General features: G+C 68.4%; 19 protein-coding genes and 1 riboswitch. Of the genes, 7 read left to right on the top strand and 12 right to left on the bottom strand.

Going from position 1 to position 17,591, the window contains the following annotated elements:
* The first annotated feature begins 92 nt into the window (after positions 1-92).
* Entirely contained in the window at positions 93-1,547 is a 1,455-nt protein-coding gene (locus ON43_RS02055; protein WP_083913098.1) for an amidase, read from the top strand.
* An 85-nt stretch (positions 1,548-1,632) separates the two neighbouring features.
* Here the strand turns inward: ON43_RS02055 and ON43_RS02050 are convergent, their stop codons facing one another.
* From ON43_RS02050 to ON43_RS02030, 5 genes are all read right to left on the bottom strand, one after another.
* The gene (locus ON43_RS02050; RefSeq protein ID WP_040802847.1) at positions 1,633-2,532 is read right to left on the bottom strand and encodes a LysR family transcriptional regulator; all 900 of its coding nucleotides are present in this window, start codon (positions 2,530-2,532) and stop codon (positions 1,633-1,635) included.
* A gap of 380 nt (positions 2,533-2,912) precedes the next feature.
* Positions 2,913-3,467 carry a hypoxanthine phosphoribosyltransferase gene (gene hpt, locus ON43_RS02045; RefSeq protein ID WP_040802845.1) on the bottom strand — a complete coding sequence of 185 codons (555 nt, stop codon included), beginning with the start codon at positions 3,465-3,467 and terminating at the stop codon, positions 2,913-2,915.
* A 58-nt stretch (positions 3,468-3,525) separates the two neighbouring features.
* Positions 3,526-4,542 (bottom strand): tRNA lysidine(34) synthetase, encoded by a 1,017-nt coding sequence (locus ON43_RS02040; protein WP_051177799.1) that lies wholly within the window; start codon positions 4,540-4,542, stop codon positions 3,526-3,528.
* 194 nt (positions 4,543-4,736) lie between these two features.
* Positions 4,737-5,840, bottom strand: coding sequence for an Rv3626c family coenzyme F420 biosynthesis-associated protein (locus ON43_RS02035; RefSeq protein ID WP_083913104.1), 1,104 nt, complete (start codon positions 5,838-5,840; stop codon positions 4,737-4,739).
* A gap of 13 nt (positions 5,841-5,853) precedes the next feature.
* A complete protein-coding gene (locus ON43_RS02030) occupies positions 5,854-7,335 on the bottom strand; it encodes a D-alanyl-D-alanine carboxypeptidase/D-alanyl-D-alanine-endopeptidase (protein ID WP_040802841.1) in 1,482 nt (493 codons plus the stop codon).
* 168 nt (positions 7,336-7,503) lie between these two features.
* Between ON43_RS02030 and ppa the strand changes: the two genes are divergently transcribed.
* The gene (ppa, locus tag ON43_RS02025; RefSeq protein ID WP_040802838.1) at positions 7,504-7,995 is read left to right on the top strand and encodes an inorganic diphosphatase; all 492 of its coding nucleotides are present in this window, start codon (positions 7,504-7,506) and stop codon (positions 7,993-7,995) included.
* A 49-nt stretch (positions 7,996-8,044) separates the two neighbouring features.
* Here the strand turns inward: ppa and ON43_RS02020 are convergent, their stop codons facing one another.
* Positions 8,045-9,697, bottom strand: a complete 1,653-nt coding sequence (locus ON43_RS02020; protein ID WP_051177788.1) for an MDR family MFS transporter — start codon at positions 9,695-9,697, stop codon at positions 8,045-8,047.
* Positions 9,698-9,774: 77 nt separating this feature from the next.
* Complete coding sequence (locus ON43_RS02015) at positions 9,775-10,596, bottom strand: crotonase/enoyl-CoA hydratase family protein (protein WP_040802834.1); 822 nt, start codon at positions 10,594-10,596, stop codon at positions 9,775-9,777.
* Between the two features lie 146 nt (positions 10,597-10,742).
* On the opposite strand from ON43_RS02015, the gene ON43_RS02010 reads away from it, so the two are divergent.
* The 3 genes from ON43_RS02010 to ON43_RS02000 all read left to right on the top strand — a co-directional run bounded on the left by ON43_RS02010 (position 10,743) and on the right by ON43_RS02000 (position 12,193).
* Positions 10,743-11,063: a 2-oxo-4-hydroxy-4-carboxy-5-ureidoimidazoline decarboxylase gene (locus ON43_RS02010; protein ID WP_040802832.1), complete on the top strand. Its 321-nt coding sequence runs from the start codon at positions 10,743-10,745 to the stop codon at positions 11,061-11,063.
* A gap of 40 nt (positions 11,064-11,103) precedes the next feature.
* A complete protein-coding gene (locus ON43_RS02005; protein ID WP_040802829.1) occupies positions 11,104-11,577 on the top strand; it encodes a YbaK/EbsC family protein in 474 nt (157 codons plus the stop codon).
* Positions 11,578-11,644: 67 nt separating this feature from the next.
* Positions 11,645-12,193 carry a flavin reductase family protein gene (locus ON43_RS02000; protein WP_040802827.1) on the top strand — a complete coding sequence of 183 codons (549 nt, stop codon included), beginning with the start codon at positions 11,645-11,647 and terminating at the stop codon, positions 12,191-12,193.
* A 3-nt stretch (positions 12,194-12,196) separates the two neighbouring features.
* Here the strand turns inward: ON43_RS02000 and ON43_RS01995 are convergent, their stop codons facing one another.
* Together ON43_RS01995 and ON43_RS01990 are read right to left on the bottom strand one after the other, a co-directional pair.
* Positions 12,197-12,832, bottom strand: a complete 636-nt coding sequence (locus tag ON43_RS01995; RefSeq protein ID WP_040802825.1) for a LysE family translocator — start codon at positions 12,830-12,832, stop codon at positions 12,197-12,199.
* A gap of 151 nt (positions 12,833-12,983) precedes the next feature.
* Positions 12,984-13,643, bottom strand: coding sequence for a biliverdin-producing heme oxygenase (locus ON43_RS01990; protein WP_040802823.1), 660 nt, complete (start codon positions 13,641-13,643; stop codon positions 12,984-12,986).
* A gap of 212 nt (positions 13,644-13,855) precedes the next feature.
* Positions 13,856-13,969: riboswitch (SAM riboswitch) on the top strand.
* A 54-nt stretch (positions 13,970-14,023) separates the two neighbouring features.
* On the opposite strand from ON43_RS01990, the gene ON43_RS01985 reads away from it, so the two are divergent.
* On the top strand, positions 14,024-15,337 hold the full coding sequence (locus tag ON43_RS01985; RefSeq protein ID WP_040802821.1) for an aminotransferase class V-fold PLP-dependent enzyme: 1,314 nt from the start codon (positions 14,024-14,026) through the stop codon (positions 15,335-15,337).
* 1 nt (position 15,338) lies between these two features.
* Here ON43_RS01985 and ON43_RS01980 read toward each other — a convergent pair whose 3' ends face one another.
* The 3 genes from ON43_RS01980 to ON43_RS42085 form a co-directional block, all read right to left on the bottom strand.
* Positions 15,339-15,524, bottom strand: a complete 186-nt coding sequence (locus tag ON43_RS01980; protein ID WP_040802818.1) for a hypothetical protein — start codon at positions 15,522-15,524, stop codon at positions 15,339-15,341.
* Between the two features lie 18 nt (positions 15,525-15,542).
* Entirely contained in the window at positions 15,543-15,992 is a 450-nt protein-coding gene (locus ON43_RS01975; RefSeq protein ID WP_040802955.1) for a DUF2752 domain-containing protein, read from the bottom strand.
* Positions 15,993-16,059: 67 nt separating this feature from the next.
* Complete coding sequence (locus ON43_RS42085) at positions 16,060-16,686, bottom strand: TetR/AcrR family transcriptional regulator (RefSeq protein WP_051177786.1); 627 nt, start codon at positions 16,684-16,686, stop codon at positions 16,060-16,062.
* Between the two features lie 110 nt (positions 16,687-16,796).
* Here ON43_RS42085 and ON43_RS01965 point away from each other — a divergent pair, with 110 nt between their 5' ends.
* Complete coding sequence (locus ON43_RS01965; RefSeq protein WP_040802816.1) at positions 16,797-17,585, top strand: SDR family oxidoreductase; 789 nt, start codon at positions 16,797-16,799, stop codon at positions 17,583-17,585.
* Positions 17,586-17,591: the final 6 nt, after the last annotated feature.

The raw sequence follows: 17,591 nt of genomic DNA, 5'->3' as shown, positions 1-17,591 counted from the left end.
CACCATCATCCCCGACCAGTAGCGGGAATGATAACTTGCGGCTCACGAGCGGATCACCCGATTTCGACACGAGGCGACGGGGGAAGACGAGCATGTACGACGAGGGCACGGCGCTGACGGCCGATCGCGTCCGAGCCGAGACCACCGAGGAGGCAGCGGTGGCGGGCACCACGACCGATTCCGACAGTTCACCCGAGGCCCGTCCACCCGCGGACCTGACCACGGCAACCGGCATCGCCGCCGCGGTCCAGAACGGTTCGATCTCCCCCGAACAGGCCGTCGACGCCGCGCTGGAGCGCATTCGCGGCCGGGACCGGAAACTGAACGCCTTCAGCCTGGTTCGTGAGGAAGCCGCCCGCGCCGAGGCGCGCGCGGTGGCCGAACGCCAGGACCTGGACATGCTGCCGCTGGCCGGGGTGCCGATCGCGGTGAAGAACAATATCGATGTGGCCGGTGAGGTCACCCGCGGCGGCTCGCTGTCCGGTTCGGACCAGCCCGCCGATGCCGACCATCCCGTGGTGCGGCGACTACGCGCGGCCGGCGCGGTCGTCGTCGGCCTCACCACCGTCCCCGAATTCGGGCTCTGGGGCGCCACCGACGGTCCGGGCAGCATCACCCGCAGCCCGTGGAACACCCGCTACTCGGCCGGTGGCTCGTCGGGCGGTTCCGGCGCGGCGGTCGGCTCCGGCATGGTCGCGCTCGCGCACGGCAATGACGGTCTCGGCTCGGTCCGGATCCCCGCCGCCTGCTGCGGTGTGGTCGGCCTCAAGCCCGGGCGCGGCCTGGTGCCCGCCGAGGTGGGTGTGGACTCCTGGGGCGGCATGACCGAAAACGGTGTCCTCGCAACGACTGTCGCGGACGCCGCGCTCATGCTCTCGGTGCTCGCGGACCGTCCCGATCTGGCCGATCTGGAGACCCCGCAAACTCTGCGCATCGGCCTGGCGACCGGTGCGCCCACCCCGCTGACCCACATCGACCTGGCCTGGACCGCCGCCGCCGACAAGGCCGCCGCGGCCGCCTCCCGGGCCGGCCACATCATCGGCGTGGCCGAACTCCCATATCAGGGCGCGACTTTCGCGCTGGCGCTGCGCTGGCTGGCCAATGCCGCGCGCGAGGCCGCCACGGTCCCGCATCCGGATCGCCTGCAGCGCCGCACCCGCACGCACGTCGCGCTGGGCAAGGCGGTGCTGAAGTCCGGGCTGCTGCGGCCCTCGCAGGTGGATCGGGTGGAATCACGGCTGCAGGACTACTTCGAGCGCTACGACGTGGTCATCACCCCGACGCTGGCCACCCCCGCCCTGCGCGCCCGGCGCTGGCACTCGCGGCCGTGGCTGGCGAATGTCGTTGCGAACGTGAAATTCTCGCCGTTCACGCCGCTGTGGAATCTGGTCGGCTGGCCGGCGCTCTCGATTCCGATGGGCGTGCACCCGCGAACCGGCACCCCGGTGGCCGCGCAGATCGCGGGCCCGCCAGGCAGCGAATCGACCATCCTGCGCCTGGCCGCCCAGATCGAGGCCGCGCATCCGTGGCAGCGGTTGGCGCCCTAGATACGCGAAAGCCCGAGCGGTGGCGGCAACCTCCGACCCTCTGCCGCCACCCTCTCGGGCGTTCTGAATGACTTGCAGCTCTTGCTTACACAGCCGACGGCGCGGCCGCGACCGGTTCCTTCTCCGCGAAGCCGCCCTCGAGCACACGGGCCGCGAACTCCAGGATGGTCGGCCGATCGTCATCGGCGCGCCAGGCCACCGCGAGCTCGCATGGGGCGAGTCCGGTCACCGGGCGGGCGGTCAGACCCGGCCAGCGGTACATGGGGACATTGTTCTCGGCCAGCAGGCACACACCCAGGCCGAGGCTGACGGCCTCGAGCCGCTCCTCGGCGGTGGCCGCCTCGGCGCCGATCCGCGCCTGACGTCCGCCGCGGGCGTCCGCACCCAGCCAGAAGTCGCGTGCCGCACCGGCTTCGGCGGGCATGGCGATGAACGGCTCGTCGATCAGGTCGGCGAACTCGATGCTCTCCTGACCCGCCAGCGCGTGGTTCTCCGGCAGCAGCACCCAGCGCGGCTCGGTGCGCAGCACCTGCCAGCGGTAGCGGCTGGTGTCAGGCACCGGCAGCCACATGAGCGCCAGGTCCGCCTGACGCCCGGCCAGGCCGCTGGACGGGTCGGTCCAGGACGCGGAGTGCAGGGCGAGCCGGTGGCCGCTGGCGCTCTCCAGGTCGGTGATCAGGCCGCGGCCGATGGAGGACTGGATGCCGACGCGCAGCACCTCACCGGCCTCCTGCAGGGCGACATTGGTGACTTCCCACAGTTCCAGGATCTTCCGCGCGCCTTCGAGGAGTTCCTTGCCGGCGACGGTCAGGGCCACGCTGCGCTGGTTGCGGTCGAACAGCACGACATCGAGCTGGCGCTCCAGCTGCCGGATCTGTCGTGACAGGGTGGGTTGTGCGATGTGCAGCCGCTGGGCGGCGTTCGTGAAATGCAGTTCCTCAGCGACGGCGACGAAATACCGCAGGTCGCGCAAATGCGGGTCCATAGCCCCTTGCTATCAGAATCGGTCTTGATTTTCCAGCCGAATCCGACCCCAAAGTTTGCAGCAGGATCAGAAAACAGCCGTCAGGTTTGTTATGGACAGCATAGGACGCCCACGAAACATTCTGTTAACTGGAGTCGCGAATTCCTGGCCATTCGGCAAGGCTCGGCCCGACGCGCCCAAGCGAACACTTGACCAGCAGTTACGCGAACCACACTCCCACCCGGCGATCCGCCCGTCACGCGATCGCTGACCCTCAGCAACAACGCCCGCGCCGGGCGTATCTCCCAAACAAATCGCCCGAGTGACATTCCTCACATCAAGGCCGAAAGCCGCCCCAAATCATGGGACGGCTTTCGATCTTGAAAGATTCGCGAGAGGGTCTAGCCCCCGTACACCTTCGGATCGAGGGTGCCGATGTAGGGCAGATCCCGGTAGCGCTCGGCGTAGTCGAGGCCGTAGCCGACCACGAACTCGTTCGGGATGTCGAAGCCGACGGCCATCACGTCGACCTGGGTGCGCAGCGCATCGGGCTTGCGCAGCAGCGTCACCACCTCGAGCGAGGCCGGATTGCGGCTGGACAGGTTGCGCAGCAGCCACGACAGCGTCAGACCGGAGTCGATGATGTCCTCGACGATCAACACATTGCGGCCCGCGATGTCCTTGTCCAGATCCTTCATGATGCGCACGACACCAGAGGACGAGGTGGAGGATCCGTAGGACGAGACGGCCATGAACTCCATCTGCGTCGGCACGGTGAGCTTCTTGGCCAGATCGGTCATGAAGAAGATCGCGCCCTTGAGCACGCCCACCAGCAGCAGGTCGCCCTCGGGAGCCCCGGCCGGGTAGCGCTTGGCGACCAGTTCCGCGAGTTCCTCGACCTTGGCGGCGATCTCGTCCTCGCTGATCAGCACCGACGCGATGTCGTCCCCGTACACGTCCGCTGGTATCCCTTCACTGATGTGTCGACCCGGCTGCGCATCCTCACGCGCGGGTTCACTCCGACCTGAGTATGAGCCTGCCATGTTCACGCGCGGCAACCAACCTGGTCCCACCGGATGAACCGCCGACCGCGACACCGCCCTGTCCACGCCATTGTGTGACCAGTGCCTCGACCGCCCGTAAATTGCTGTCCGTCAATGATTTTGCGCCATGCTCGAGCAACCACCCGCGAATGACGCGTCGCCGCAGCGCGGGCGCGACAGTGGCGAGCATCTCGATTCGCAGCGCGTCGCCCTCCCGCGCGTCCGCCAGCAACCCTCCGGCGAGCCCGTCCAGCACCTCCCCGTCCTCCCGCAGCTGCGCCGCCGTCCGCGCCAGCGCCGCCGCCACCCCACCCCCGAGCACGTCCTCCAGCAGCGGCAGCACCTCCGCCCGCAGCCGCACCCGGGTGAACTCCGGCGCACTGTTGTGCGGGTCCTCCCACGGATCCATCCCCAGGTCTCCACAGAGCTCCCGGGTCACGCTCCGCCGCACCCCGAGCAAGGGCCGCCCCCATGGGTCATCGAACTCCGCCATGCCCTGAATCGACCGCGCCCCCGACCCGCGCGCCAGCCCGAGCAGCACGGTCTCGGCCTGATCATCGAGAGTGTGCCCGAGCAGCACCGGCAGCCCCTGCCGCGCCGCGTCCAGGGCCGCATACCGAGCCCGCCGCGCCGCCGCTTCCGGGCCGCCCGGATATCCGCCGATGTCCGGGTCCCCGCCCTGCCCCATGTCCGTGCCGAACGTCGGATTGTCCCCGGCAAGATCGGCGCTCGGCCCCGACCGTTCCACCGTCACCGGCAGCACCTGGGCCGATCGGCAGCCCAGTTTCAGCGCCACCTCCGCCGCGCGGGCCGCGACCTCCGCCGACCCCGCTTGCAATCCGTGGTCCACGATCAAGGCGTCGACCGCGTCTGCTTCGACGCACGCGGCGGCGGTGAGGGCCAGCGAATCAGCACCGCCCGAAAGAGCCACCGCGACCACGCCCTGATGGGCGTAGCGCCCCAGCCACTCCCGCACGGCGCGTCGCATGGTCAGCGCGGCACGTGTCTCGGGCAGGCGGGGCCGATCGTTCACGCCCCGATCGTCGCATGTGGGCACCTGCCAGCCGCCGGGCCGGGCGGGGGTGGCGCATCCGATCCCGCGCAGGCGCAATCGGTGTCGCCCGCGAGCAGCATCGGTATCGCCCGCGAGCAGCGCGGACGCCTCCTTCGACCCGACAGCCGTCAGCCCAGGACGCGGTTCACCCAGCGTTGCGGCTCGCCGATTTCGTCTGTGCGGGGCAGGGTTTCGGGTTCGGTCCAGATGGTGTTGAACCGCTGCATGCCGACGGTGTCGACGACCTCGTCGACGAAGGCCTTGCCGCGCACGTACTGGGCGACCTTGGCGTCCATGCCGAGCAGGGCGCGCAGCAGGCGCTGAATCGGGTTGGTGGGCCGCTTGCGGCGCTGGTCGAAGGCGGCGCGAATGCGGGCGACCGAGGGCACCACGGCGGGCCCGACGGCGTCCATGACATGGTCGGCGTGGCCCTCGAGGAGAGTGCCGAGCATGAGGAGCCGGTCCAGGGCTTCGCGCTGGGGTGCGGCCTGGGTGGCGCGCAGCAGCCCGATCATGCCGCCGGCCGCCGGGTCCTCCTCGCCGCGGCGGCGGGCCTGCACCGCTTCGGCCAGGCGGGCCAGCATGTCGGCGAGGGGTTCGTCCCCGGCCTCGCCGAGGATGTCCACATTGCCGCGCATGTATTCGGCGATCCAAGGGGCGGAAGAGAATTGGACCCGGTGGGTGACCTCGTGCAGGCACACCCAGAGCCGGAAGTCGGTGGGCGGCACGCCGAGTGCCCGCTCCACCGCCATGATGTTGGGCGCGACCAGCAGCAGGGTGCCGTCGGGCCCGGTGAACGGGTCGTACTGGCCGAGGATGGCCGTGGACAGGAAGGCCAGCATGGCCCCGGCCTGCAATCCGGCCGGTTTGCCGACGAATTTGCCGGAGGCCCCGGCATCGACGCCGCTGCCGGTGAGCTGCGACATGGAGTCCGCGGCGGCCCGGATCCAGCCGGGCCGGTCCACGATCAGCGCGTCCGGCACCACCGAGCCGTCGTCCAGCCCGCTGACCTCGCGCACCGGCCCCTCGGCGCGCACCGAGGCGGAGGCGAGTTCGGCGACCGCCTGCTCGGCGGAGTAGCGCGAGGTGCGCGGTCCGGACGGCACCAGCGCGGCCCCGGTGCGCGCGGCCACGTTCCAGTCAACGACGCCGGTCAACGGGGTGCGGCTCCTCCTGGTCGATTCACGATCTTCCGATTCGGCGGGGGCCGAGGAGTTTTCGGGTCCGGTCATGTTCATCCACCCGTCAGGAGCAGCCACAATTGCGCAGTGCGTTGGCGACGGCGTCCAGCGCGGGTCGGCTCACCTCCGGCGGCCGATCGTTGGACATGAGGGCGAACGTCAGTACCCGTCCGTCGCGGTCCAGCACATAACCCACCAACGCACTCGATACGGACAGAGTTCCTGTTTTCGCCCGAATCCAACCCGCACCGTCGCGATCGCGATCCACATAACGGTTCGCCAGCGAGCCGGTGCCGCCCGCGACGGGCAGGTAGTCCAGCAGCGGCGCGAGCGGGGATCCGCCGGACTTGTCCGAGGCCGGATCGGCGGTCGAATTGCCCTGCGTACCAGTGGTGTTGCCTTGCACACCGGAGTTGCCGGGCAGCGCGGCCACCGTCAGCACCCGGTTGAGCAGCCGCGGCGGGATGCGGTCATCGGTCGAAAGCCCGCTGTTATCGGACATTTTCAGCCCGTTCAGATCGAATCCCGCGGCCTGCAACACCGTCGACATGGCGGTCACCGCACCGGTGAAGGAGGCTTCCTGCCCGCTGGCCACCGCGACCTCGCGGCCGATGGCCTCGGCCAGCACATTGTCGGAGTGCACCATGGCCTGCAGCATGCGTTCACGCAGCGGCGCGGACTGCACGGCGGCCAGCTGGGTGGCGCCCGCCGGGGCCGTACCCATGCTCACCTTCGCCTGGTCGACTCCGAGCTCGGCGGCCAGCTTCTTGCCCGCGTCCAGCGCGGGAGTGGGCGTGCGCGGCGAGTATTCGACCAGCGGATCGAGCCGCCCGCCGTCGATCATCACCGCGTCCATGGGCGCGATCGACCCGCCCGCGATATCGGAGGTCTCCCAGCCGGGCGCGAAATTGGGCCCGGTGTAGGCCGAGGTGTCCACCACGATCGAGTCCACCCGCTGTCCCGACGCCTTGACCTGCGCGACCAGGTCCTGCAGCTTCGGCGCGTCCGGGTAGTAGCCCTTGCCGTCCGGCTGCGCGGTGATGGTCGGGTCGCCGCCGCCGACCAGCACGATCTGGCCGGGAGTGGCGCCGGTCACGATCTTGGTGGTCACCCGGTGGTCGTAGGGCAGGGCCAGCAGCGCGGCCGCGGTGGTGAGGACCTTGGCGGTGGAGGACGGGATCATGCCCTTGTCCGGGTCCTGGGTCCACAGCACCTTGCCGGTGTCCCCGTCCGACACCGAACCCGCGAAGATCCCCAGGTCCGGGTTCCCGATCACGGGCGCGAGAGCGGCGGTCAGACCGGTGGCGGTGGCCGCGGGCGCGGTCACCGGTGCGGGTGCGACCTGCGGGATCGGCTTCACGAGCGCGGGCGGATCGGCGATCGTCAAGCCCCCGTGCCGGAATTCCTCGGTCCAGGGCTTCAGGATCAGTACCGTCGAGCCGACCGCCGCCAGCACCATGACCAGCACCAACGACACCAGGAACCAGGTTCTGCGCCGACGCTTGGCCTCCAGACCACCGACGTTCTGCTTGCTCCGACCAAACACCTGCCGCTGTCTCCCTGATACCTGTGGTGGGGCTATGGCTACCGCTCGGGGCCCCGGGACGTCCCTGCCGAACCCACACACTCGCGGTCCACACTATCCTCGTTGCGCAGTCGTTCCCCCGAACGAGCTGGCGAGTCGGCAGCCCTACCGCCCACAGAAGGAGATGACGTGGAGTTCGACGTCACCATCGAGATCCCCCGGGGTCAGCGCAACAAGTACGAGGTCGATCACGAGACCGGACGCGTGCGGCTGGACCGCTACCTCTACACCCCGATGATGTACCCGGCCGACTACGGCTACATCGAGAACACCCTCGGCGGCGACGGTGACCCGCTGGACTGCATGGTGCTGCTGCCCGAGCCCGTGTTCCCGGGTGTGCTGGTCGAGGCCCGTCCGGTCGGCGTGCTCATCATGAGCGATGAGGCCGGCACCGACGAGAAGCTGGTCGCGGTCCCCAACAAGGACAAGCGCTGGGATCACATCCAGGACGTCGAGGACATCCCGGAGTTCCAGCGCAAGGAGATCGCGCACTTCTTCGAGCGCTACAAGGACCTGGAGCCCGGCAAGTGGGTCAAGGTCGAGGGCTGGGAAGGCCGCGAGAAGGCCGAGAAGCTGGTCGACGAGGCCTACGCGCGCCTGAAGGAGCAGGGCGGCCACTGAGCTGTCGATGCCCGAGGGGCGGTGCGGATTCCGCACCGCCCCTTCGCTTTTATTCGGCGGTGGTCAATCCGGCCGTGGTGCGCAGCGGCACCTCGCGCCAGAACAGCACCAGCACGAATGCCACCAGCGTGACCGCGGAAGTAGTCAGGAAGACCGTCGACAGCGAATCGGCGAATCCGACCTTGAACGGTTGCGCGAGTACGGGATTGAGTTTCTGAATCACCGAACTGTCGTTCAGCACGCCCTGCACAGCCGAGGTGTCGTGGTTCAAAAAGCCTTGTGACAAGGCCATATCCGCCGGGTTCCCGTCGTGCGCGCCCTTCAGGACGGCCTGCTGGAACGCCGGATCCTTCCCGGCCTCGAGCAATTGCGAGCGGATATTGGGCCCCAGCCGATCGAACAGGATCGACAGGAATACCGCCGCGCCCAGCGTGCCGCCGATCTGCCGGAAGAACGTGGCGGAGGCCGTCGAAACCCCCATGTCCCTGGGCGGCAACGCATTCTGCAAGGCCACGATGAGCGGCTGCATGAGATTGCCGAGCCCGAAACCCACGCACAGCATGAACAGCACCACGATCCAGAACGCCGTATCGGCCTTCAGATAGTGCAGCAGGAACAGCCCGATGGTGATCATGGCCGAGCCGAGCAGCGTATAGATCCGGTAATGCCCGGTGCGCGAGATCAATTGCCCCGACACCACCGAGCCGATCATCATGCCGAGCACCATGGGGATCATCTGCAGGCCGCCCAGCATCGGGCTCGCGCCCCGGTCGGCCTGTAAATACTGGGGCAGCAGCAGAATTCCGCCGAACATGCCCGCGCCCACCACGAACGAGATGACCACGCCGAGCGCGAAGGTCCGGTTCTTGAATATCCGCAGCGGAATCAGCGCCGCGTCGCCCAGCGCGGCCTCCACGACCACGAAGCCGATCACGCCGACCGCGGCGATGACGAAGCAGGCCACCGATCGCGCACTCCCCCAGCCCCATTGGCGGCCCTGTTCGGCCACGATCAGCAGCGGCGTGATGCCGAGCGCCAGGATGATCGCGCCCCAATAGTCCACGCGGTCACGGGATTTCTCGACCGCCGGCAGATGCAGCACCCGCGTCACCACGGCCAGCGTGAACAGCCCGATGGGCACGTTCACCAGGAACACCCACCGCCAGCCCGCGATGCCCAGAATGCTGTGCTGCCCGGCGAACAGCCCGCCCAGCACCGGCCCGATCACGCTGGAGGTGCCGAACACGGCCAGGAAATAGCCCTGGTACCTGGACCTTTCGCGCGGGCTCACGATATCGCCGACGATGGTCAGCGCCAGCGACATCAGCCCGCCCGCACCGAGTCCCTGGATCGCCCGGAAGGCGGCGAGTTCGTACATGGACTGCGAGAACGTGCACAGCAGCGATCCGGTCAGGAAGATCGAGATGGCGGCCAGGTAGAAGGGCTTGCGCCCGTACATATCCGACAGCTTCCCGTACAGCGGCGTCGCCAGCGTGGCCGTGATCAGATACGCCGTGGTGGCCCAGGCCTGCAGCGAATACCCGTTCAGGTCATCGGCGATGGTGCGGATGGCCGTGGACACGATGGTCTGATCCAGCGCCGCGAGCAGGATGCCCAGCAACAGCCCGCTGAGAATCACCAATATTTCTCGATGGGTGAAGCCGCCCTCGCCGGTCGACTCCCGCACTTCGGATGTAGCCATGGAAAACCTCCAGCCCCGCCCAACGATAGGCCGGGAACCGGAGGTGCGTAATCCTTTTTCGGCCGAAACCGAAGGGGCTACTTGCCCTTGAACTCCGGGGCGCGCTTCTCGAAGACCGCCGTGATCGCCTCGGTGAGGTCCTCGGACGGCAGGAACGCGGAGTTCCAGGCCGACACGTACCGCAGCCCGTCCGCGATCTTCCCGCGCTTGGGCTGGTCCAGCACATCCTTGATGCCCTGCACGACCAGCGGCGGGTTGGCCGCGATCTCACGAGCCATGGCGTGCGCGGCGTCGAGCACGGCCGCCTGATCCTCGAACACGTCGTTGACGAGTCCGATCTTCTCGGCCCGTGCCGCGTCGATGTCCTTGCCGGTGTAGGCGAGCTCGCGCACATGGCCCTCGCCGATGATCCCGGGCAGCCGGTGCAGCGAACCGATGTCGGCGACGATCGCCACCTTGGCCTCGCGCAGGCTGAATTTCGCGTCCGCGCTGGCCAGCCGGACATCCGCGGCGGCGATCAGGTCCAGCCCGCCGCCGATGCACCAGCCGGAGATGGCCGCGATGACCGGCTTGACGCAGTCGGCGACCGCGGTGACCGAGTCCTGCATGCTGCGCACGTGCTTGAGGAAGTCGGTGCGCGGCCCGGCCAGCGCCTTGTCGGCCAGCAGCGGACCGAACAGCGGGCTCATGGCCGGCAGGTCCAGGCCGTAGGAGAAGTGCTTGCCGGAACCGGTGAGCACGATGGCCCGCACTTCCGGGTCGGCGTCGAGTTCGCCGAAGACGAGCGGCAGCTCACGCCAGAAGTCGGGGCCCATGGCATTGCCCTTGCCGGGACCGGTGAGCGTCACCTGGGCGATGTGGTCCTTGCTTTCGACCTCGAAAGCCTTCCATTCGGTCATCGGTCCAGCGTATCGGGGGTGCGGGCGGCCCGGCAGGCCGGTGTTAATCCTGTGCTAAATCTGCTGTGTCCCAGTCCCTTCCGGACCGTTTCGGACGGACGATCAGAGCCTCAGCACATTCTGTTCCTCTCGTTTGTGAGGTCACGATGTTGATGCATCACGGAATCGGCCTCGACCGCTTCAATTCCCTCTCCCGCCGCCGCGCCATCCACGCCCTGTACGCCTGTTGCTGCAATGTCACCTGGGCCCAGAAGATCGCCGACGGCCGCCCGTATCCCGGCCACGAAGCACTGCTCACGGCCGCCGTCGCGGAGCTGCACGCGCTCTCCGCGGTGGATCTGGAACGGGTCTTCGATTCCTGTGCGCACCAGGCCGTTTCGCGGCACGGTGTCCCCGAGTTGGCCCCGATCGTGCGCGCCCGCCTGGTCGAGTTGCTCGGCCCCGAGGAGGGCTACCCCGACTACTGATCCCCCGCACATTCACCGCAATCGCTCTACCCTGGTTGCCATGCGCAGGTCGCTGCCACCGGTCGCGTCGAAGGTCTCCGATACTTTGATAGCGCGCGGCCATCACGGTGTGATCATCACTCAGCCCACTCCCACCCATACGGCGCAGGAAGCGGCCGAGGCCCTCGGCGTGACCGTCGGGGCCATCACCAAATCGCTGGTCTTCCTGCTCGACGACGATCCGGTGCTGTTACTCGTGTCCGGTGCGCACCAGGTTGACCTGGGCCGCACCGGGCAGCGACTCGAGGGCACCCTGTCCCGCGCACCCGCGGCTATGGTCCGCGAGGTGACCGGGCAGCCCATCGGCGGCGTCGCCCCGCTCGGGCATCCCACCAATCTGCCCACCTTCATCGACAACGCGCTGGCCCAGCATCGGGAGCTGTGGGCGGCGGCCGGGCATCCGAACACGCTGTTCCGCACCACCTTCGGAGAGCTGGTGCGGATCACGGCGGGGCTGGCCATCGACGTCGATTGAGCCGGGTCGCCTGAGCGATTTCCAACAGCGCGGAATAACCGGGCGCTCGACCACGTAGGTTCCTCACGTGAGTGATTCACCGACGCCCGGCACCGAGCTACACGTGCCCGACGACCTGAGCGGCATAACCGCGCAGCAGTATCGCGCCGCCATGCGGCACTATCCGGCGGGCGTCACCATCGTCACGCTGAACTCCGAGAGCGGTCCGGTCGGCTTCACCGCCACCTCGTTCGCCTCGCTCTCGGCGCAGCCGCCGCTCATCTCGTTCAATATCGCCGAGACCTCCTCCAGCCTGGAGGGGATGCTGCGGGCCGAATCCATGGTCGTGCACTTCCTGGGCGAGCATCAGAAGCATCTGGCGCAGCGCTTCAGCCGGTCCGCCGAGGAGCGCTTCACCGACCGGTCGCTCTGGACCGAGCTCGGCACCGGCGAGCCCGTCCTGCACGGCACCCCCATCTGGGTGCGCGCCACGGTCCACCAGTTGATCCCGATCGGCGATCACACCCTCGTCATCGGCCTGGTCACCCAGGTGCACGACAACACCGAGAACTCCCCCGCGGTCGGCCCGCTGGTCTATTACAACGGCGCGTACCACCGCGCCGAGATCGCCGACTGACTGCTAGGCGACCGCCGAACCCGCGGTGCCGATGCCCAGCGCCGCCAGAATCCCCGCGCTCGCCTGTTCCAGCCCGGAGCGGATCTTCGGCCGCTTCAACAGCGCCACCGCCCGCGCGGCCGCCACCGCCAGCAGGATCATTTCGATTGCGGCGATGGTGGATTCGATCGCACCGAGCGTGAGCGTGTTCGCGAAAGTCACGTGGTTCAGGAACTGCGGCAGCACGGCGAGATAGAACAATCCGACCTTCGGATTGAAGATGCACGACAGCAATCCCGCAGCGAACGCCGAGCGAACTGTGGCGGGCTTGCCCTGCGCCAGCTCGACTTCCGCCTCGGCATCGGCCAACCGCGCCCGCCGATGGTCGATCAGCGCCCGAATCCCCAAGTACAACAGGTAGATTCCGCCGATCACCTTCAGCGTGCGATACGCGGTCGCCGACTGCTCCAGCAGCGCCGCCACCCCCGCCGCGACCACGGTCGCCCACACGATCCCGCCGAACGCCGACCCGATGGCCGCCGCGATCCCGGGTCGCGATCCGCCCATCGAAAACCGCAGTACCAGAAAGGTATCCGGGCCGGGCGTGAGCGCCAGCAGCACACACAACCCGATGAAACTCATCAGCAGCGGAAAACTCATACGTCCATGGCAACGCACGGATCAGACTCATGCAAGGGGTGATGCCGCCGACCCTGCCCCCGACGAACAGGGCCGACGGCACGCATCGGCACGGCGAAGGCCGCCGACCCGCCTGATGAACGGGACCGACGGCCGTCTGGGCTGAGGGTTTTCAGTTCCGCGCGCTGAATTCCAGACCCAGTTCACGGAACAGATCGGTGTTCATCGTGAACGCCAGTCGCGCCTCGTCGAGCACGCGATCGACCTCGGAACCGTCGATGGGAAGCCGGTCCAGGCTCTCGCGGTACTCGCGCTTGAACGCGGCCGGATTGGAGATGTCCTCGAAGACGTAGAACCGCACCCCGTCACCCTTCTTGGGCAGGTCCCACAGCTTCTCGGCAGTGCCGCGAATGACCTGGCCGCCCGAGAGATCGCCCAGGTAGCGGGTGTAGTGGTGCACGACGTAACCGGCGGGCCATTCGCTCGCACACTCCTCGATGCGCGCGGCGTAGGCGGCGGTGGAGGGCAGCGGGGTCAGCTCGTCGCGCCAGTTCGCACCGCCGAGGTAGGCCAGGTCGGCCTCCAGCGAGGCCAGCCGCGCCAGTTCGGGCTTGACGAAGGGGCCCGCGACCGGATCGGAAGCCAGTGCGGCGGAATGCTTTTCGAGCGCCTCGTAGACGAACCAGAGCTGGCCGGTGTACCGATTGAAGGCGTCGACGCCGAGCTGCCCGGTGAGCATGTCGCGCATGAAGGTCGAGTGCTCCGCCTCGTTGTGCTGCTGCTCGGTCGCGGTGCGAATGAGCGTCGAGAACGGGGTGCCGGTGTCCAACATGGTCGCGCTCCTCGTGGTCAACTCCGGGGCACCCCACTTTGGCTACCCTAACTTTCCCTCCAACCGTACGCCTCAGCAACGATCTCGCGATTCGAACTTTGCGGCCCACCCGATCCAACTTTCGGATGATTTTTCCGGGACACCCGTGCCGTTCGTCACACCCCGGGCCGGGGTTGACAACCACCGGGCCGATCTGCCAACCTCTCAAATCAGGTCATGAGTACCAGCGTCAAGCCCCGGCTAGCTGGTCGGCAACCCTCCTCCGCGGTGGGGTGCTCCGGGTGACGACCGGGCCGACGCCCGACCGGGTGCGGCAAGCGCGGACTCTCGATCGACCCCTTTCTTCGATCGCGTGTCCATGAACCCGATGGGATTTCGTGATGACCGCATTCGCCGAACAGACCTGTGCCCCCCTCGCCACCGTTTCCGGCTGTGACCTGCGGGTGCCGCTGGTCCAGGGCGGGACGATCGGCTACGCCAACTTCGACTACGCCGCCAGCGCACCCGCGTTGAAGCAGGTCACCGATCGGGTCGCCGAGCTGCTGCCGTTCTACGCCAGCGTGCACCGCGGCGCGGGCTACGCCTCCCGGGTCTCCACCGACTGCTACGAGTTGGCCCGCGGTTCGGTCGCCCGGTTCCTGAACGCGGCCGACGACCAGGTCGTGGTCTTCACCCGCAACACCACCGACTCGCTGAACCTGCTGGCCTCGTGCGTCCCCGGCGACACCGTGGTGCTGGATGTCGAGCACCACGCCAACTTCCTGCCCTGGACCCGCAACGGCCGCCGGATGGTGCCGGTCGCCGACACCATCGAGGAGACCATTCAGCGCTTGGTCGCCGAGCTGTGCTCGAAACCCGCTGCGCTGCTGGCGGTCACGGGCGCGTCCAATGTGACCGGCGAACTGCTGCCGCTGGAGCGGCTGGCCTGGATCGCGCACCAGTGCGGCACCCGCATCCTGGTGGACGCCGCCCAGCTGGCCCCGCACCGCCGTATCGATCTGCGCACCACCGGCATCGACTACCTGGCCTTCTCCGGCCACAAGGCCTACGCCCCGTTCGGCGCGGGCGTCCTGGTCGGCCGCCGCGATTGGCTGGACGCGGCCGAGCCCTACCTGGCCGGCGGCGGCGCGGTCCGCTCGGTCACCACCGACGGCGTCGACTGGGCCCCGGCGCCGCAGCGGCACGAGGCCGGTTCACCGAACGTGCTGGGCGTGGCCGCCCTGGCCGCCGCCTGCGATGCCCTCGCCGAGCTGGACGAGACCACCGTCGTCGAGCACGAGCAGTACCTGACCCACCGCCTGCGCTACGGCCTGAAAACCGTTCCGGGCGTGAACTTCCTGCGCATCTTCCGCGACAGCACCGACGCCGTCGGCATCGTCGCCTTCACCATCGACGGCTTCGAGCCCGGCCAGGTCGCCGCCTACCTCTCCGCCGAGCACGGCATCGGCGTGCGCGACGGCCGCTTCTGCGCCCACCCGCTGCTGTCCCGCCTCGGCGTCGACGCCGCTCTGCGCGCCAGCATCGGCCTGGGCACCACGGCCGCCGACGTCGACCGTCTGATCGACGCCGTCGCCACCCTGGTCGTAAAGGGCCCGACCTGGAATTACGCCCGCACCGAAGGACATTGGAACCCGGTTCCCGAGACCCGTCCGTTCGGCAGTTCGGCCGAGGGCGCCGCGCCCTGCGGATTCTGAGCTACGCCACCAGGTATCGCGCCGCGAGCTCTTCGATCAGCGGATCGTCATCGGCCACGGCATCCAGCAGGTCCAGGTCGTCCTGGACCGAGACCTGCCGGGTGTCGTCCTGATCCGGATCCGGGGGCCCGTCCTCGGACAGCTGACGAACCAGCTTCTCGCGCACGCGTTCCTTGAGTGAGCTCATGTGCTGAGCATGCCCCGCCTAAACCGGCGCTATCCAACTTCCCCACGGCGTGTTCCGCACAACCGTGAAGACAATGAGGAAGGCGAGCGCGAGCCACATCGCCGACTTGGGCAGGACCTGCGGTAGTCGCGGCGGCTTCGGATTGCCGCGCCAGCCGCGCAGCAGCCAGGTCCCCCACCAGGCGATGAAGCCCAATGTCAGCGGGAGCAACAGGATATTGCTGTGAATGGCGTCGAGCACATGCCCTTCGGTGAGGTTGTGCAGCCCGCGCAGTCCACCGCAGCCGGGGCACCACCATCCGGTCAGTTCATAGAACGGGCAGTACCCGTACGCACCCGACACATGGGGATCCCGGAAGTGCAGCAGCGCCAGCCCACCGGCGACCGCGCCACCCGCGAGCAGCGGCAGCCCGACGCCGAGCCACCGCGGGCGAGTGGGCGATTCGAGTGCCGCTGCCGTGGTATCCACGACCATCAACGGTAGCGGCACCACCGCCCACCTGCCAGGTCGCACCGAACTTCGCACCGGCGGAATCTCACCGCACCGAGCGTTCGACGACCGGCGCGGTCAGCACCCCGGCGAGCATGTCGACGATCTCCCCCCAGGCCGCCACGTCGCCCGCGGTAACGCGCCCCGCCTCCACCGCGCGCTCATGATCGGCCAGCAGTGCGAACAGCACCGACGGCAGCGCCCGTAATCGCCGCAACCGCAACCGTTTCGGCAGCTCGGTGAGTTCCCGCTCCAGCTGCCGCATGATCACCCGCACCGACGTGCGCCGCGCGGACTCCAGATTGGCGGCGTCGTTGACCGCCGGATGCGTGTGGATCTGTTCGAGAAACCGTGCGTAGTAGTGGATTCCGTGCCGGTCGCTCAGTTCCAGCATGGGAATGACCAGCGCCTCGAGCAGATCGTGCACTCCGGTCGCGCCCGCGCCCGCCTGCTCGGCGAGCAGTTCCAGCCGCCGCACCTCGAGGGTGGCCAGCCGGTATTCGACCACGGCCAGGATCAGCCCGTCGCGATTCCCGAAGTGGTACTGGATGGCCGAATTGTTCCGCTGCTCGGCGGCCGCGGCGATATCCCGCAGCGGCACCGCCTGCCCGCGCTCGGCGATCAAGCGCTCCGCCGCGAGAATGATGCGCTCCCGCGCGTCGGTAACTCCCACAGCCTGCACGATAGCCGTTCACCAGCGCATAAAGAACTCATCCTTGACGGTTAAGAATTATTGCTTAAAGCTCCTTGTGACTGTCGTCACCCAGAAGGACTGAATTCGCGATGATCCTGGACACCTTCCGACTGGACGGCCGCGTGGCCGTCGTGACCGGCGCGGGCCGCGGCATCGGCGCCGCCACCGCCCTCGCCCTGGCCGAAGCCGGTGCGGACGTGGCCATCTCGGCCCGCACCGAATCCCAGCTCGACGAGGTGGCGGGCAAGATCCGCGCCCTCGGCCGCCGCGCGGTCACCGTCCCCGCCGACCTGTCGGACCTCTCCGCCGTCACCGCCCTGGCCGAGACCGCCGCCGCCGAACTCGGCCGCCTCGACATCGTGGTCAACAATGTCGGCGGCACCATGCCCAACACCTTCCTCACCACCAGCACCGAATTCCTCGAAGAGGCATTCCGTTTCAACGTCTCCACCGCGCACGCCCTGACCCAGGCCGCGGTGCCGCACATGTTGAAGAACGACGGCGGCTCGGTCGTGAACATCTCCTCCCGCATGGGCATCTCGGCCGGTCGCGGCTTCCTCGCCTACGGCACCGCCAAGGCCGCCCTGGCGCATTGGACCCGGCTGGCCGCCACCGATCTGTCCCCGCGCATTCGCGTCAATGCCATCGCGGTCGGCTCGGTGCTCACCTCGGCGCTGGAAGTCGTCGCGCAGCAACCGGAGATCAAGAAGCAGATGGAGGACGCCACCCCGCTGCATCGCCTCGGCGAGCCGTGGGAGATCGCCGCCGCCATCGTCTACCTGAGCTCGCGCGCGGGCGGCTATGTCACCGGCAAGGTGCTCGAGGTGGACGGCGGCATCGATTCGCCGAACCTGGATCTCCCCATCCCGGACCTGTAATACACC

Origin of the sequence: Nocardia concava NBRC 100430 (genome assembly GCF_000308815.1) — a bacterium.
GTDB classification, from domain to species: Bacteria; Actinomycetota; Actinomycetes; order Mycobacteriales; family Mycobacteriaceae; genus Nocardia; species Nocardia concava.
The sequence above is the reverse complement of the archived record's forward strand: the minus strand, read 5'-3'. Positions and strand labels throughout refer to the sequence as shown.

What these genes read in the sequence shown, in the direction of transcription:
- ON43_RS02055 (WP_083913098.1), top strand. Translation starts at nt 93, where the DNA reads ATGTACGACGAGGGCACGGCGCTGACGGCCGATCGCGTCCGAGCCGAG.
- ON43_RS02050 (WP_040802847.1), bottom strand. Translation starts at nt 2,532, where the DNA reads ATGGACCCGCATTTGCGCGACCTGCGGTATTTCGTCGCCGTCGCTGAG.
- ON43_RS02040 (WP_051177799.1), bottom strand. Translation starts at nt 4,542, where the DNA reads ATGCGACGCGCCGTGCGGGAGTGGCTGGGGCGCTACGCCCATCAGGGC.
- ON43_RS02035 (WP_083913104.1), bottom strand. Translation starts at nt 5,840, where the DNA reads ATGACCGGACCCGAAAACTCCTCGGCCCCCGCCGAATCGGAAGATCGT.
- ON43_RS02020 (WP_051177788.1), bottom strand. Translation starts at nt 9,697, where the DNA reads ATGGCTACATCCGAAGTGCGGGAGTCGACCGGCGAGGGCGGCTTCACC.
- ON43_RS02015 (WP_040802834.1), bottom strand. Translation starts at nt 10,596, where the DNA reads ATGACCGAATGGAAGGCTTTCGAGGTCGAAAGCAAGGACCACATCGCC.
- ON43_RS02010 (WP_040802832.1), top strand. Translation starts at nt 10,743, where the DNA reads ATGTTGATGCATCACGGAATCGGCCTCGACCGCTTCAATTCCCTCTCC.
- ON43_RS02005 (WP_040802829.1), top strand. Translation starts at nt 11,104, where the DNA reads ATGCGCAGGTCGCTGCCACCGGTCGCGTCGAAGGTCTCCGATACTTTG.
- ON43_RS01995 (WP_040802825.1), bottom strand. Translation starts at nt 12,832, where the DNA reads ATGAGTTTTCCGCTGCTGATGAGTTTCATCGGGTTGTGTGTGCTGCTG.
- ON43_RS01990 (WP_040802823.1), bottom strand. Translation starts at nt 13,643, where the DNA reads ATGTTGGACACCGGCACCCCGTTCTCGACGCTCATTCGCACCGCGACC.
- ON43_RS01985 (WP_040802821.1), top strand. Translation starts at nt 14,024, where the DNA reads ATGACCGCATTCGCCGAACAGACCTGTGCCCCCCTCGCCACCGTTTCC.
- ON43_RS01980 (WP_040802818.1), bottom strand. Translation starts at nt 15,524, where the DNA reads ATGAGCTCACTCAAGGAACGCGTGCGCGAGAAGCTGGTTCGTCAGCTG.
- ON43_RS01965 (WP_040802816.1), top strand. Translation starts at nt 16,797, where the DNA reads ATGATCCTGGACACCTTCCGACTGGACGGCCGCGTGGCCGTCGTGACC.